This is a genomic window from Colwellia sp. 12G3 (assembly GCF_002836775.1).
In the GTDB taxonomy this organism is placed as follows: Bacteria; Pseudomonadota; Gammaproteobacteria; order Enterobacterales; family Alteromonadaceae; genus Colwellia.
Genome location: NZ_PJAQ01000066.1, coordinates 533,336 through 548,713 on the forward strand (window position 1 = coordinate 533,336; position 15,378 = coordinate 548,713).

At 37.9% G+C, this 15,378-nt stretch carries 11 protein-coding genes and 1 tRNA gene; 2 read left to right on the forward strand and 10 right to left on the reverse strand.

The genetic code is table 11. From position 1 onward, the window contains the following. Positions 1 to 87: 87 nt before the first annotated feature. A complete protein-coding gene (locus CXF71_RS16680) occupies positions 88 to 2,364 on the reverse strand; it encodes a S9 family peptidase (RefSeq protein ID WP_232771521.1) in 2,277 nt (758 codons plus the stop codon). Positions 2,365 to 2,563: 199 nt separating this feature from the next. Next, positions 2,564 to 3,952 carry a DNA repair protein RadA gene (radA, locus tag CXF71_RS16685; protein WP_101234053.1) on the reverse strand — a complete coding sequence of 463 codons (1,389 nt, stop codon included), beginning with the start codon at positions 3,950 to 3,952 and terminating at the stop codon, positions 2,564 to 2,566. Between the two features lie 316 nt (positions 3,953 to 4,268). On the opposite strand from radA, the gene CXF71_RS16690 reads away from it, so the two are divergent. Beyond that, a complete protein-coding gene (locus CXF71_RS16690) occupies positions 4,269 to 6,740 on the forward strand; it encodes a PilZ domain-containing protein (RefSeq protein WP_101234054.1) in 2,472 nt (823 codons plus the stop codon). A gap of 89 nt (positions 6,741 to 6,829) precedes the next feature. Here the strand turns inward: CXF71_RS16690 and serB are convergent, their stop codons facing one another. Further along, positions 6,830 to 7,840: a phosphoserine phosphatase SerB gene (gene serB, locus CXF71_RS16695; RefSeq protein ID WP_101234055.1), complete on the reverse strand. Its 1,011-nt coding sequence runs from the start codon at positions 7,838 to 7,840 to the stop codon at positions 6,830 to 6,832. Positions 7,841 to 7,948: 108 nt separating this feature from the next. Here serB and CXF71_RS16700 point away from each other — a divergent pair, with 108 nt between their 5' ends. After that, complete coding sequence (locus tag CXF71_RS16700; protein ID WP_101234056.1) at positions 7,949 to 8,632, forward strand: hypothetical protein; 684 nt, start codon at positions 7,949 to 7,951, stop codon at positions 8,630 to 8,632. A gap of 19 nt (positions 8,633 to 8,651) precedes the next feature. On the opposite strand, the gene CXF71_RS16705 is transcribed toward CXF71_RS16700, so the two are convergent. From CXF71_RS16705 to CXF71_RS16735, 7 genes are all read right to left on the reverse strand, one after another. Beyond that, a complete protein-coding gene (locus CXF71_RS16705; protein WP_232771522.1) occupies positions 8,652 to 9,530 on the reverse strand; it encodes a TatD family hydrolase in 879 nt (292 codons plus the stop codon). Between the two features lie 257 nt (positions 9,531 to 9,787). Next, positions 9,788 to 11,548 carry an arginine--tRNA ligase gene (gene argS / locus CXF71_RS16710; protein ID WP_101234058.1) on the reverse strand — a complete coding sequence of 587 codons (1,761 nt, stop codon included), beginning with the start codon at positions 11,546 to 11,548 and terminating at the stop codon, positions 9,788 to 9,790. A 325-nt stretch (positions 11,549 to 11,873) separates the two neighbouring features. After that, positions 11,874 to 13,454 (reverse strand): peptide chain release factor 3, encoded by a 1,581-nt coding sequence (prfC, locus tag CXF71_RS16715; RefSeq protein ID WP_101234059.1) that lies wholly within the window; start codon positions 13,452 to 13,454, stop codon positions 11,874 to 11,876. Between the two features lie 294 nt (positions 13,455 to 13,748). Continuing rightward, entirely contained in the window at positions 13,749 to 14,036 is a 288-nt protein-coding gene (locus tag CXF71_RS16720; RefSeq protein WP_232771523.1) for a hypothetical protein, read from the reverse strand. Between the two features lie 139 nt (positions 14,037 to 14,175). Then, a complete protein-coding gene (gene rimI, locus CXF71_RS16725) occupies positions 14,176 to 14,667 on the reverse strand; it encodes a ribosomal protein S18-alanine N-acetyltransferase (RefSeq protein WP_101234060.1) in 492 nt (163 codons plus the stop codon). A 5-nt stretch (positions 14,668 to 14,672) separates the two neighbouring features. Continuing rightward, positions 14,673 to 15,053: a DNA polymerase III subunit psi gene (locus CXF71_RS16730; RefSeq protein WP_101234061.1), complete on the reverse strand. Its 381-nt coding sequence runs from the start codon at positions 15,051 to 15,053 to the stop codon at positions 14,673 to 14,675. A 166-nt stretch (positions 15,054 to 15,219) separates the two neighbouring features. Next, positions 15,220 to 15,296, reverse strand: a tRNA-Trp gene (locus CXF71_RS16735). Between the last annotated feature and the right edge of the window lie 82 nt (positions 15,297 to 15,378).

Sequence of the window (15,378 nt, forward strand, 5' to 3'; positions counted from 1 at the left end):
ACGGCAAGTGACCTAAGTCACTTGCCGTTTTATTAGCGCTTGATAGCTATTGATTAATGGTTAATATCAAAGTAATTAGCTAAACAGTTATTTAAAGTGTCTATCAAAGAAGTCCATGATAGTGGTATTTAAATGCACCTTTACTTTTTTACCGCGCATACTATGTTTACTACCCGGGTAAGTCATTAACTCAAATATTTTCCCTTCATCTTGCAAGGCTTTAATTAACTTAGTGGTATTGGTAAACAATACGTTGTCATCAGCCATTCCATGATAAACCATCATAGGGCCACTTAAACCTGAAACATAAGGGAATACACTACTTTGCTGATAGCCTGCCGCATTCGCTTTAGGGTGATTTAAATAACGTTCAGTGTAATGTGTATCGTAGAGCATCCAATCGGTAACTGGCGCGCCACTTACGCCCGCTTTGAAATAATCACCTGCTTTAAACATAGTCATTAACGCCATATAGCCACCATATGAATGACCAAATACACCAATTCGTTCTTGATCTACATAGGGCAGGGTATGTAGATATTTTACGCCAGTAATTTGATCAGTAACTTCAACTTGACCAAGTCTCTCATAGATTGGAAATTCAAACGCTGTACCACGGTAGTTAGAGCCGCGATTATCAAGCTGATAAACAATATAACCCTGTTGCAGCATGTATTGAGTTATATCGGCACCTTGCCATGCGTTAGTTACGAGTTGTGCATGAGGTCCACCATAAACTCTAACAATAACCGGATACTTTTTACCTGGTTGCATGTTCTTAGGTTTATAAATCTTGTAGTACAAATCTGCCTTTGCGTCATCAGATTTTAATGAACCAAACTCAGGCATGACTAAATCATCATAATAAGGTGCTACCGGGTGCTCTGCCGTCACTTTGTTTTCAGCTAGCCAAGTAACATGTTCACCATTAGCGAGGTGTAAACTTACCTGTTTAGGCGTTTTAGTATTTGAGAAACTATCAATATAACTTTCACTGGTAGCGCTAAAATTGATGCTATGAAAGCCATTACGCTTAGTTATACGCTGTACATTTTCAGGAGATTTCCCGCTAAGAGGCACTTTATATAAATGACGTTCAAGGGGGGTATCAGCTCTGCCTGTAAAGTAAACCCAGCCATTTTTTTCATCAACACGTGTTAGTGAATCAACTACCCACGCGCCTTTAGTTAATTGCGATATTAACTCACCGTTTAAATTGTAATGATAAAGGTGTTTGTAGCCGTCACGTTCAGAAGCCCAAATAAAGGTTTTATTATCACTTAGAAAAGTTAAATCTTTATGTAGATTAAGCCAATGGGTAGATTCTTCAGTTAATAACGTTTTTTGGCGACGTTTTTTTAAGTTATAAGTTTTTAATATTAAGGTTTTTTGATCACGACTCTGCCATTGGTAAGATAAGTCTTTACTATCAGCTAACCACTTTACTCGTGGCAGATAAATATCCTTGTTGTCACCCAGATCGACAAAGCGAATTTTTTTGCCTTTAATATCGGTAACCGCTAATTGAATATGAACATTATTAGTACCGGTTGCCGGGTAACGTTGTTCAATGAGTTCTATTTTTTCAGCATATATTTCGTTACGAATAACAATTTTTACTGGGGTTTCATCAACACGTAAAAAAGCAATGTGCTTTTCATCGGGTGACCACCAATAACCAGTCATGCGTGCCATTTCTTCTTGAGCAACAAACTCACTCATGCCATTTTTAATCGTGCCAGCACCATCGATGGTTAACTGATGCTCTTCACCTGAAGCAATATTTAATACGTAGATATTTTGCTCACGAATATAGGAAACGAAATTACCTTTAGGTGAAAATTTAACATCCGTTTCAAAACCAGCCGTTTCGGTTAAGCGTTTAGCTGTTTTAGTCGCTAAATGGTAATAGTAAATATCACCATTTAGCGGGAACAATAAAGCACTACCATCTTGCGAAAATTGGTATTCCATGATGCCAACACCATAAATACGCTGGCGTTCACGACGAGCTTTTTCTTCATCCGACAAGCTCTCTTGACCACTAAAAAGTGATTGAGAATCAACCAGTATTTTATTTTCTTTACTGGCTAAATTGTATTCCCATAAATCGTAACGGTGTAAGTCATCGCTTTTACCTTGTAGGTAAGTTACCCGTGTTCCATCAGGAGAGAATTTTAATGATTTAGGTGTTTGACCATCAAGAGAAGGCGAACTATAAATGCGCTCAATGGTTAATTGCTCTGCGTTTGTCGTAACGGCAGGCGCTTTGATATTTTCATCTATTGCGTTAGCGTTTGCATTTAGCGGTAAGGCTAATGAACAAGCAAGAGCAATAAGTGCATTTTTAACAGTAAATTTCATGGGAAAGTTATCTTATTAAGTTGTTTTAATTGTATGTAAATAGGTGAGTTTGTACGTTGAGCCTATGACGTCCATGCCAATTTTATGACAGGCATTGTCTTTAAAACTTAACACGAGTGCAAGTTTTGATGATAAAAAGTTTATTTAATCACGTGCAATTTATGTCAGTTAAACTGCACGTTATTAAATTTTATAGTCGCTATTTTATTAGTTCAATAAGCTCATGTATGGTTTTGACTGCCTTGATATTGGCGCCTAAACCTTCCATCGATTTATGATAATTTCGATAAGGAATATAGATCTCGGTAAAACCATGCTGCGCAGCTTCTTTAACGCGAGGTACACCACTATCTATTGGTCTAACATCACCGTTTAAACTCAACTCACCCATAATGCAGGTATTTCTTGGGATAACAAAATCATTAAGGCTACTTAGCAGTGCAGAAACTAAGGCTAGATCGATACAGGTTTCAGATTCATCTATTTTTAAACCGCCAACAATATTAAAAAAGGTATCGTGATATATCTTCGTTTTAGTATGTTTACGTAAAATCCCCGTTAACATTTTAATTCTGTTCATGTTTAACCCTACACAAACGCGTTGTGGAAATTCTGCTTCAGTTTCTGTAGTCAAACATTGAATTTCTAACAGCAGGTTTCTGTTACCTTTACGAATACAAGTAATGGTTGAACCAGGCGATTCTGTGCTTGACCCTGACAGGAAAATTTCACTGGGGTTATCAACACTGAGCATGCCGCGCTCACACATTTTAAAAATACCGACAGTGTCGATATCACCAAAACGGTTTTTATTCGCACGTAGGGTACGTATTTGTCCATCATTTGTATCGATATGTAATAGGGCATCAACGATATGAACAAGGGTTTGTGGGCCAGCAATTTCATTGTTTTTATTCACATGGGCAATAAGAAACATGGTGACATCGTTTTGTTTACAATATTGCGTTAACGCTTGAGCTGCTCCTTTTACCTGAGAAGGTGAGCCAGGACTACCATTCGCATTTTCGGTAACAACGGCTTGAATAGAATCAATGACCGCAAACTTTATCTTATGTGTATCTAGTTGTTCAATGATTGACTCTACACTGGTTTCAGAGAGTAAATAAAGGTTGTCTTCATTGTAATCCAGCTTTAAACGTTGCACACGATTTTTGAACTGAGACAATGACTCTTCAGCCGTACAATATAATGATGCGGTTGTTTGTGACATGCGTGCGACAAGATCTGAAAGTAATGTGGTTTTCCCCGCACCAGGGTCGCCTGAAATAATATTGACCGAGCCTGTAGTCACACCGCCGCAAAGCACGCGGTCTAGTTCACCTATGCCGGTAAGCTGCTTTTCAGCGTCAGTGGTTTTTATCTCATTAATTTTTTTAGAGCCACCGCCAGTTAAGCCAGCATAACCACCTGAAGTTATTTTACGAGCGCTTGTACTATTGGCTGTCGCCTTAGGGATTTTCATCTCAACTAAGGTATTCCAAGCCCCACATCGGCATTGTCCCTGCCAACGAGTGTGATTCATACCGCAATCTGTGCATACAAATTCGATTTTTGCTACTTTGGCCATCTAGTTTTACCTACCTTTAAACGATAATATGACTGTGATAAGGGACTGTCATCGAAAAATATTATGTTAATTAGACTTTTTAAAGTTAATTAGAACGCTATCAAAAAAGTTAATTGAGTCACAAGGAATTCCCTTGATTGAGTAACATCATAGAGAGGCATAGAAATTGCTTGGTTTTTAATGATAAAGTCGGTTAGATTATAATGATTTTGATTTTTTTGTCTAAACTAAAAATAGTGATAAAACCTCTAATCTAGTAACAACGCTATCTTTAGCTGTTAAAATAGAGGCTGAACCAGAAGTTAATAATAAAACTATGAATAAAGATTTTTTCAAACACCATAAAATCATTGACAATTTTCGTGGTGAGGTCAATAAAATAAGTTTTGAAGCTAATTATAGTGCTGCTACAGAGCACCTTAATAAAACTGAAAAATTTTTATTAAAAATGGAATTAAAACGCTTATCGAGCGTTTGTACGCGTGCCATCGATTTACGTGGCTTGGTTAATGGTGAATGCCAGTTATTTGACTTTCAAGGTCAAACTCATTTTTTGGATGACGTGGCTATCGCTGCCTTCAAAGAAAATGTTGCTATTTATGGCGACTATACTTTTGGTGTTTACGAAGCCGTCAAAGATGCTAAGAATAGTTTTCGTAATATTTATCAAAATGAACAGAGCACCCCTAGCACCATTGAAAGTCGCAGCAAGAAATCGGGAATGGAAAAACTTCAATACCCAGCTAAGTTACACGTCCTAGAAAACTATCCCAACCGCGTCGAAGAGCGAATGAACTTTGCTATCCCTATCACATTAACCATAGTGAATAAGCAGCCGATTTTGACAACCAGTATTGATCTGAGTGTTAAAGGCATTAAGTTTAAACTGATTAATGAAATGGCTTTATTTAAAGGCGATCAATTAACCATCGCATTTACGGGGTTAGAGCAAGAGTTTCAATTTAGTAAAGATAGCTCATTTTATTTTGAAGTCCAAAATGTCTTACGTGATTCAGGTACTCAGATCATAGGCTGTCGGCGCATAGATATTCCTGAAAACGATGGTTTTCAACGTTTCTTAGTCGGTTACATCCAAGGAAATAAACGCCGTTATAAAATAAACTTAGATAATAGTTTAGCGGCATTACAGGCGAGAAGTCTTGAGCAGTATGCATTAGTCAAATTAAATGAATTGGTTATATTTATGCACAGTGCCGATGGCGATGTGAATAAATCATTACCTCGCTATGCGCTAACGACCAAGAACAATCAAAAGATCTATCAATATTGGCGAGATGAGAAAAAGCGCTCGGCATTGCATTACCTTATCACCGCGGATCGACTTAAACGCTTACATGTTTTAGAGTCGCAAGGTAAAAGCTTATTAGTCTTTAGCTTTATTCACCAACATAAAGGTCATAAGTTTTTCTATACGGTAGATGAAGAGCAACTTAAGCACGATAATGCCTTTTTCACGCAATTCTTAGCTTTTGCTGCCAGCAAAAGTACCTTTGCAATAACGGCGTTAGCATCTCATACCGTGGATTCAGACCAAGCATATTCGCCTTTTACTTTATCTACTGCTATGACTAAGCAGCAAAACTATTTGAATCCGCCATTAACAGATGAAGTTAATGATATTGTTGCTCATCTTCCCTTTGCAATAACGGCAATAGACATTACCAGTAGCTGTGAAATTAGTGATTATCAAGTGTTAGGGTATGCCGGTATTGATCTTGAACGGCTTAAAAGCTTTGGTCATAAATATGATGAAAATGAAAGTAGAGTGGATGAAATAACGCTAGATTATGGTCATCAACGTCAAGAAGTACGCTTTAAATACCAGACCCCTACTATCATTGAGTGCAACGCTTTAAATTGGTCAGGACTGTCGGCAGACTTTTCTGTTTCTGGACTAAAAGTGGACTTAGAAAATCCAGCGGCTTTATCTAAAGGCGATATTGTTAATTTAACTTTTCCAAAATTACAAAAAATAACCTCTGCCTTCGATTTAAAGCAATTACCTTATAAAATCATGAGGATCAGTCAAGATAAAAAAGTGGTAAATCTGCGCGTATCAGTTAAAGAACATCAACATATAGGGCGATCATTCTTTAAGCTGTTAATTGATAAAAATAAAAATAAATTAACCCCGGACGAATATGCCATGCTAACACCGGGTTTATCTGATGCACTAAGGACCTTATATGCTGTAAATATGGCAATACCTACTGCTATGGTGCAATCAAGTGGTAGTCGCTATAAAGTAGAAACCTTAGTTGCTGGGCAGCACAGCTACCAGAGTCATAAAAACTTATTATCAGCGATGTTACGATTAAGTGATCGCCATGGTTATTATAATTTATATCCATTGTTAGGTAATTTGAAGGTCAGTAATTTAATCGACCAACATATGAAAAAGCTAGTGGCAAGTGACTCGGCCGTGAGTGAACTGATCTATATTGCAATAAATACAAGTATTACCGACATAGATAAGTCGGTAACGATAAAACAAGAGAGTGAGCTAAACACCCCACAGATGAGAAACTTTTTTATTAAAAAGTCTCTGAAACAAGGTGATTTTTATAGCCTGCAATTAAAGCTATCGCGAACTGATGAAGCACATATGGAACATTTGAATCCTGAGCTGGCTTATATCGGCTCATATGCAATACATCGTGGTAAGCAACTTGAACAAGATATATATAGTGTTGCAGGGGTCGTTCAGTTAATTGATGTCACACAAGAAACATTATTAAGGCATACATTGAATACAGAGTATAATTGATATAATAACGGCATTAAAAAAGCCTAACCTCAACCCTTTAAATGGTGTCGAGTGTAGGCTTTTAAATGGTGAGATAAAAATCTAAGAAATTATGCTAACCAGTGCAATAGGCAGTCGAGGCCCTGCACGTTAATACTACTGTCAGCTTGTGCCAATACAATGGGTTTAGCATGAAAAGCAACGCCAAAACTTGCCGCAGCCATCATCACTAAATCGTTTGCACCATCACCCATAGCAACGGTTTGATTTGTTGGTATTTTATACTCTTTACTTAAAATCGCTAGAGAGTCAGCTTTAACTTGCGCATCGACCACATCACCTAATACTTTCCCGGTAAGTTTGCCATCAATAATTTCAAGCGTGTTGGCAAAAGCAGCATCTAAGTTTAACGTTTCTTTTAGATGATCAGCAAAATAAGTAAAGCCACCTGAAGCAATAGCAATACGCCAATTATGCTTTTTAAGCTCAATAATTAGCGGCTTTAATCCAGCCATTAATGGAATGTTTTTGGCAACATCACTTAATATACTTTCTGGTGATTGAGCTAATGTCGCCACACGTTGATGTAAACTTTCGGCAAAATCGAGTTCGCCTAACATTGCGCGCTCTGTTACTTCAGCGACTTCTTCACCAACACCGGCTAGCTTTGCTATTTCATCAATACACTCAATTTCTATCGTGGTTGAGTCCATATCCATAACTAATAACCCCGGCTCACTTAATGTGGGGACTTGCGTTAATAATGCCGCTTCGATTTTATTCGCCAAAGCAAAGTCAGCTAGGGCTTTACGTGCTTGAATAAAGTCAGGGCAGTTAACTTGAAAGCGACAACTGGTTTGATTATTACGATGATTAATCGTGGTCAAGGTGGTTATTTCAAGTTGAGCATGAGTTTGCAATGCCAGCAGCTTTTTAATAGGCAGTTGCTGAAACACGACCAGTTCTATTTGCTCTTCTGTTGTAGCTTTGGGCAGAGCTCTGTTACCTAAAGTAATCCCTTGCTCAGAGAGGCTAAAGGCGACAGGTAATTGCTCATGTTGCAAATTTTCGGCTAAATACTGTTCAAGCGATAGGGGTAATATATTGGTAATAAAAGACACGTTAACTCTCTAGGGTATTGGTATATATATAAATAATAAACTTCACATCAGTTAATAATCTAACTATAGTGACACTATTAATGCGCAAAAATAATCATCAGTGTTCTTATGAAGCAAGCCGAACAGTCTTTATACCCTAAATTATCGTCGATTTATAATAAAATTCTGCAATTAGCTAGTGCAATTTTGTTTATCATATTACTGATGGGTATCTTGCAGTCTACAGACGGGAAAAATACTGATAACTTAACGGCACACTTTAATTATATTGCTAAGCAGCAACTTCAACAGGCAATTGTAGGTGTTGCCGTTATTCTTGAACAATCACACGAAAGTAAATTAAAGCAAGACGCGTTTTTACAGCATTATCTCAATGGTTTGACAAAAGTTAACTTTGTTAAGCAAGCGCATTTATATGATGCCTCTGGATTGTTATTAGTGTCGAGTGTATCGGTGGAAAAAGATAATCAGGGCAATAACATTTCTTCCTCTAAGGCTAAAAGTATTAATGATCTTTATGGTATTTCGCCACATCAACGTAACTTAACCGATACCTTATCACCTTTCATTGAAGAAATTAGATATACCGATTCAAGCAATTATAAACTGCACGGTTATCTACGATTTACTATTGAGCAGTCTTATTTAACTGATATTTTAGCCAAAGCCGACGAAGAACAGCAGTCTTTACAGCGCTTAATGTTGTTATTAGCGGGGGTGATTGGCTTTTTACTTACCCGAGGTTTAAATCGCTTTAGTAGACGAGGTTATCGCTTAAGCCAAAAAACTTAAGTCACTTTATGTACTTTGTCTACGTGAAGAAAACTTGCTCTATATTGCGTTCAAGTTGATTTGCTAACTCGTCTGATTTTTCAGGTCGTATTGTCGTTAATACTTCAAAAATTTTAATCAGATTTATGGGTGAATTAACCTCAGAACTCGCTGTGGAGAGAGCCGTAATCCTATTTTCTTCTTGTTCATTATCTTGGTTGTGAGTCAGTACTTCTTTACTCAGCGGCATTGACGGCGCATCAGTTTCTAATACTAGACAATCTAAGGGCAGGCGCTTGATGGTGTTGATGGTTTTTTGAGCTCGAGAATAAGTGATAGTACTACCCACACCGAGTTTAAAGCCTAAATCTATATAACCTTTAGCTTGTTGGTAACTGCCAGAGAAACCATGAATAATTCCTGCTCTATCTAGCTTATACCGTTTCAAAAAAGGCATTATCTTATCGTGCGATTGTCTGTGATGAACTATTACGGGTAAGTTGTGTTGCTTAGCTAGGTTGAGTTGAAAATCAAAAAAGTACTTTTGATGATTCCAATTATCTTCTGGCGTTTGCCCATTATGCTCAGCATTTTTGGCAATCGCACCATCAAGACCTATTTCGCCTACGGCAACAATGTCATTTCGTGATTTATTTACACTTTCGGATAATTGTTTTAAATGCGACTCATCCAATGCTTGTAAAAACCATGGGTGAATACCTAAACAAGGGTAAATCTTTAGCGGGTTACCGTGGTGACGTTTGGCTAGGCTGAGTACTTGATTAAAGTTATCAGGAGCAATGGCAGGAACAATTATACGATTAATGGCTAGATGTTGGCATTGGGCTAATAAAGCAGGTAGTTGCTCACTAAAAGCAATATCGTCAAGATGGCAATGGCTATCGGTAAACTGCATCATTGCCTCCTTTGATGGTTAGACCTAAAGTTAGACTTAAACATTAAAACTCGATTCAGGAGAATATGCTCCAAGCATTGTCTAATAAGTGACATCCATGCCACGTCCGATTAGACACTTCGGGAATTACGTAGTTACTTATGTTTGAATAATACCCATAATTTAAATCTAGGTCACCCTAGTGAAAGAAACAAAGCACGGAGCTGACGAATGTCAGTGAGTACTTTTGTGACGCATCAATGGTGTGACCTAGGTTAAATTTACATGCGATCCATTACTTCAATGCCTAAAATATCTAAACCTTGTTTTAAGGTATCGGCAACAACTTTACATAAGGCTAAACGTGACGCTTTAACCTCATCGCTGATATCTTCTTTAAGGATAGGACAGGCCTCATAAAAACTCATGTAAAGGCTGGCTAATTCGTAGAGGTAGTTACATAACAAGTTAGGCGTACATTCGCTAATGACTGCATCAACGACATCTTCAAGTTGTAATAACTTTAATGCCAATGCTTTTTCTTGTGGTTCAATAATGCTAATTACAGCGTTATTTTCTACTGTACCGGCCTTACTCTCTGCTTTAGAAAAGATACTTTGAATACGTGAGTAAGCGTATTGTAAGTAAGGCGCCGTAGCCCCTTCAAAGCTGAGCATAGTTTTCCAGTTGAAAATATAATCACTGGTACGGTTTTTCGATAAATCGGCAAACTTAACCGCGCCAATACCTACTTTCTTTGAAATTTCAGTTAAATCAGCATCGGTAATTTCTGGGTTTTTCTCTTTGATTAACGCCGCAGCACGAACGATCGATTCATCAAGTAATTCTGCTAACTTAATTGTGCCACCCGTACGGGTTTTAAATGGTTTACCATCATCACCCATCATCATACCAAACGGGCAATGCTGGTAACCAACATTTTCAGGTAATAAGCCAGCCTTACGCGCAACAATTTCAACTTGCTTAAAGTGTAATGCTTGACGTGCATCAGTAAAAATAATGATGCGATTAGCGGCTAGCTTACCACTGCGGTAACGACATGCAGACAAATCTGTGGTCGCGTATAAGAAACCGCCTCCCGATTTTTGAACGATAAATACCGGTGCTTCACCGTCTTTGTTAGCCATTTCATTAATAAAAACAACTTTAGCGCCTTGGCTCTCTTCGGCAATTTCTTTCGCCATAAGCTCATCAACAACAGTAGATAAATCGTCGTTATAAGCGCTTTCGCCCATAATATCTGAGCGTTTTAATGACACATTTAATTTAGCGTAAATCTCTTCACTGTGGGTGATTGAAATATCAATAAACTGTTGCCATAACTTGGCACAAGCTTCATCACCACTTTGCAGTTTAACGACATCAGCACGGGCTCTATCGGCAAAACCTGCTTCGTTATCAAACCGTACTTTTGCTTCACGATAAAAGTTCTCTAAATCGGCAAGGGCAGTTTCAGCAACTTCATCGCTGGCGAGTTTATCGCTTAAATGTGCGATTAACATACCAAATTGCGTACCCCAATCACCCATGTGGTTTTGACGAATAACTTTATCACCACGAAATTCTAGTGCACGAACAACAGCATCACCAATGATGGTTGAACGTAAGTGACCAACATGCATTTCTTTAGCGAGGTTAGGCGCTGAATAGTCAACCACTACTGTTTGTGGCTCATCACCAGGAATAGCACCACGTTGTGCTACGCCGATGTTGTCATCTTGAGCAACTTTATTAAGTTGCTCGGCTAGCCAATTTTCATCTAAGTGAATATTAATAAAACCAGGGCCAGCTAATTCAATTTTGCTAGCGATACCGTCTAGGTCTAACTCGGCAACAACCTTGGTTGCTAACTCACGCGGGTTAGTTTTTAGCTTTTTCGCTGCGCCCATAACACCATTGGCTTGATAATCACCAAAATTCGGACGATTAGATAAGCTAAGGGCAGGGTTAGTACCTATCGGTAAGCCCGCAGCAACCATAGCTGCACTGACTCGTTTACTTAAAATTTCTTTAATATTCATTTCGTTATCTCATTCTCTTTGTTATTTGGCTCAATACATTCATCAATCGTGCTCATTGACTAACGTCAACTCCGCGCGTTTTCTTCTGTCTTGAACCAACTAACTGCGAGAATGCGTAACTCACAGTCAGTAACTTTTATTAGTTTTTTATCTTTGATATTTTACTAAAGCAATCATCAAAAATAATCTTAATCTGTTCATGTTTGGTTAAGTAGATAGCGTTATAGCAAGGCGCTTGGGCATTTTTATAACGGATCTTAGTACACTAAGTGACTGCATAAAAATGTTTGAGCAACGCTGCTAGAACGTTATTTACGACAGCAAACTAGTGTTCACGGGTCGAGTGGAACACTATATCTGGGTTTCTTTCTTGCGCTAGCGATAAGTTAACCATCGTTGGTGCGATATACGTTAAGTTATTACCACCATCAAGTGCTAAGTAATCACCCGATTTCTTTTTAAATTGCTCTAAAGTGCGCTCATCATCACAAGTACACCAGCGTGCAGTAGCAACACTAATGGCTTCGTATATCGCATCAACTTTATATTCAGTTTTCAAACGTTGCACAACAACTTCAAACTGTAATACACCAACAGCACCAACAATCATATCGTTGTTAATGAAAGGTCTAAATACTTGTACAGCACCTTCTTCAGATAACTGAATCAAACCTTTTTGTAATTGCTTAGCTTTTAATGGATCACGAAGACGAATACGACGGAACATTTCCGGTGCGAAGTTAGGAATACCACTAAACTTCATCATTTCACCTGAGGTAAACGTATCACCTATTTGAATACTACCGTGGTTGTGTAAACCAATAATATCACCGGCAAAAGCTTCTTCAACGTTTGAGCGATCACCAGCCATAAAGGTTACCGCATCGGCGATTTTTATATCTTTACCAATACGCACTTGCTTCATCTTCATACCTTTTTCATACTTGCCTGAGCAAATACGCATAAAGGCGATACGGTCACGATGTTTTGGATCCATATTGGCTTGGATTTTAAATATAAAACCGGAGAACTTTTCTTCTTCAGCGGTTACTTCGCGTAAATCTGTTTTACGCGGTAATGGCTTCGGTGCCCATTTAGTCAAACCATCAAGCATGTGGTCTACACCAAAGTTACCGAGTGCAGTACCAAAAAATACAGGTGTTAATTCACCCTTTAAGAATTCTTCTAAATTAAAGTCATGAGAAGCACCCGAAACAAGCTCTAATTCTTCACGTAAATCATCAGCATAATTACCAATAATTTTATCAAGTTCAGGATTGTGAAGACCTTTAATAACGCGCTTTTCTTGAATCATGTGGCCTAGGCCAGATTGATACAAGGTAATTTCGTCATCAAGAATATGGTAAATGCCTTTAAATTCTTTACCCATGCCTATTGGCCAAGTAATGGCAGCACACTTAATTTTTAATACTTCTTCAACTTCATCCATAACTTCCATCGGGTCACGTACATCGCGGTCCATTTTGTTCATGAAGGTAATAATTGGCGTATCGCGAAGACGAGTAACTTCCATTAACTTAACTGTACGGGCTTCAACACCTTTGGCAACGTCAATTACCATCAAACATGAGTCAACAGCGGTAAGGGTACGGTAAGTATCTTCCGAGAAATCTTCATGGCCAGGGGTATCAAGTAAGTTTACTAAACAGTCATTGTAAGGAAATTGCATTACCGAGGTAGTGATTGAGATACCACGCTCTTTTTCCATTTCCATCCAGTCAGATTTTGCGTGTTGACCTGATTTTTTACCTTTTACCGTACCGGCTCTTTGTAAGGCTTGGCCAAACAAAAGTACCTTTTCGGTGATGGTGGTTTTACCCGCGTCGGGGTGAGAAATGATGGCAAAGGTGCGACGTAAATCGACTTGCTTTTGCTGTACAGACATGCAAATTACCTGTTAAGTAAATAGTAGGAAAACGCCTTTTGCACTTGGCTTAATATTAGCCTTAGTACAGGGCTTTTCATCATTATTAAAAAATTGCGCGCATTGTAACATTAAAATAGAAATAAATTACAAAAAGCAGCGTTTATAAGACTTAACTTTTTATATTAATAAAACGAAGATTGATAGGGCTTAGAAATAATGATGAAAGGTGACTATTTACCTTCTTATAACTTAAGGCAAGCAACCAGAATGTTGGCTAATTTACTTGAAAGAGAATGAGTTTACATTGTGCAATTAGATAAATAAGCTTGAAATAAATTGAGATTCACTTTGATCTAATAACGGGATGTGTATCTTTTTAAATGCGAGCTGTTTATTGTCATTACTTTGGGGGGTCACTTGGTTAGACAATAATGCAAAAGCTTTTTGTTTGCTCAAGCCAGTAAGTTGACTTATTTTACTTAGCGCATCACTCACAATAAGGTTTGCGACATCTTCATTTGATAGTTGGCTATCAGTCGTCGGGGTTATTTTAGTAAACATATGGCTCTGCTCATCACTTGTTAAATTTCTGTATGGCACCTTAAGTACCTTGTTGAGTATATTAACTAAATGAAAGGAATTAACTAGCCACTTTACGTATGCAAATGTTGTTATTTGTTACTGAGTTGGCTAGTTTATTATTTAAGCAGGGAAGGTTAGTCGTTTATTAGCTAATTATTTATTTGCATGCCAATGACATAACAATAGCGTCTTCATAGCCAAAACCTGAGTTACTTGGGTAGTATCCGGTACGGCGATCAATTTCGATAAAACCAGCATTCATATAGAGCATTTGTGCCGCTATATTTTTTGCGCGTACTTCTAAGAATATTTTTGTTGAACCGAGTTTTTTCGCTTGGGCTAAAAATTGATTAAGTAATACTTTACCGTATCCTTTACCTTGCTCTGTTGGTAAAACACAAATATCCATTAGCGTTGCTTCACCAATAATATATTCGCCAATATAAAACCCTATGGCCTGTTCTGCAGGCAGGTCTTTTGCAATCACTTGGAAAAACTCACCAAAGTAACGTCCACCAATACAGCTTAAAAAGGTTTTCTCACTCCATGGGTGCGAGTGACAAGCAAGCTCTATCGGCATTAACTTATCTACATCGGAGTGTGCTATATCAGCAAAGTATTCTTTGCTCGATTTTGATCCATTACTCATTGTGCTTACTCTTGTATTTTTTTAGTCAGTAATTGCCATAATTGCTTTTTAAGCGCAGGCGACTTTGAAATTTCGGCAATAGTCGGCGTAATTAACTGTTGCTCAAGCCATTGTATTTGATTTTGTGATGATACCGAGGTGAAATACCAGTTAAATAGCCCTAAATTTAAGTGATCATCTTGGTGACTAATTTCACCGATACTTAAGCCTGTCGCTAATAAAATGTCATTGAATAGTTGTCGATTAGCCAACTCTTTTAAATCGATGTCAAGATAGTTGTTGGACTGAGTCTGAACTGCGTCATTTGGAGCTTCATAAGTTCGATGCTGCCAAAGACTGATGCCCATTTCAGTAAGTTGCTCAAATTGATGTTGATTAATGCTCATCAGTTACGGCTCATTAGCTCTTGGATTTACGGTTAAATATAATGACAGAATTAGTTGCTGACTAAAAGCAGATAAATGAGGCTTTTAGTTAGTATTATCTAGAAAAAATTGCTTTAGATTGTAGATGATTGATTAGGGAGGTATACAGATATAACAGAAGAAAAAATGGCAGGGGTGGAGAGACTCGAACTCCCAACCATCGGTTTTGGAGACCGCTGTTCTACCAATTGGAACTACACCCCTGCAGCAGAATCGAATTATACTGATGCGAGCTAAAAGGTAAAGCACTAATGCAATTTTTTTACTAAAAAACGTTTGTTTGACT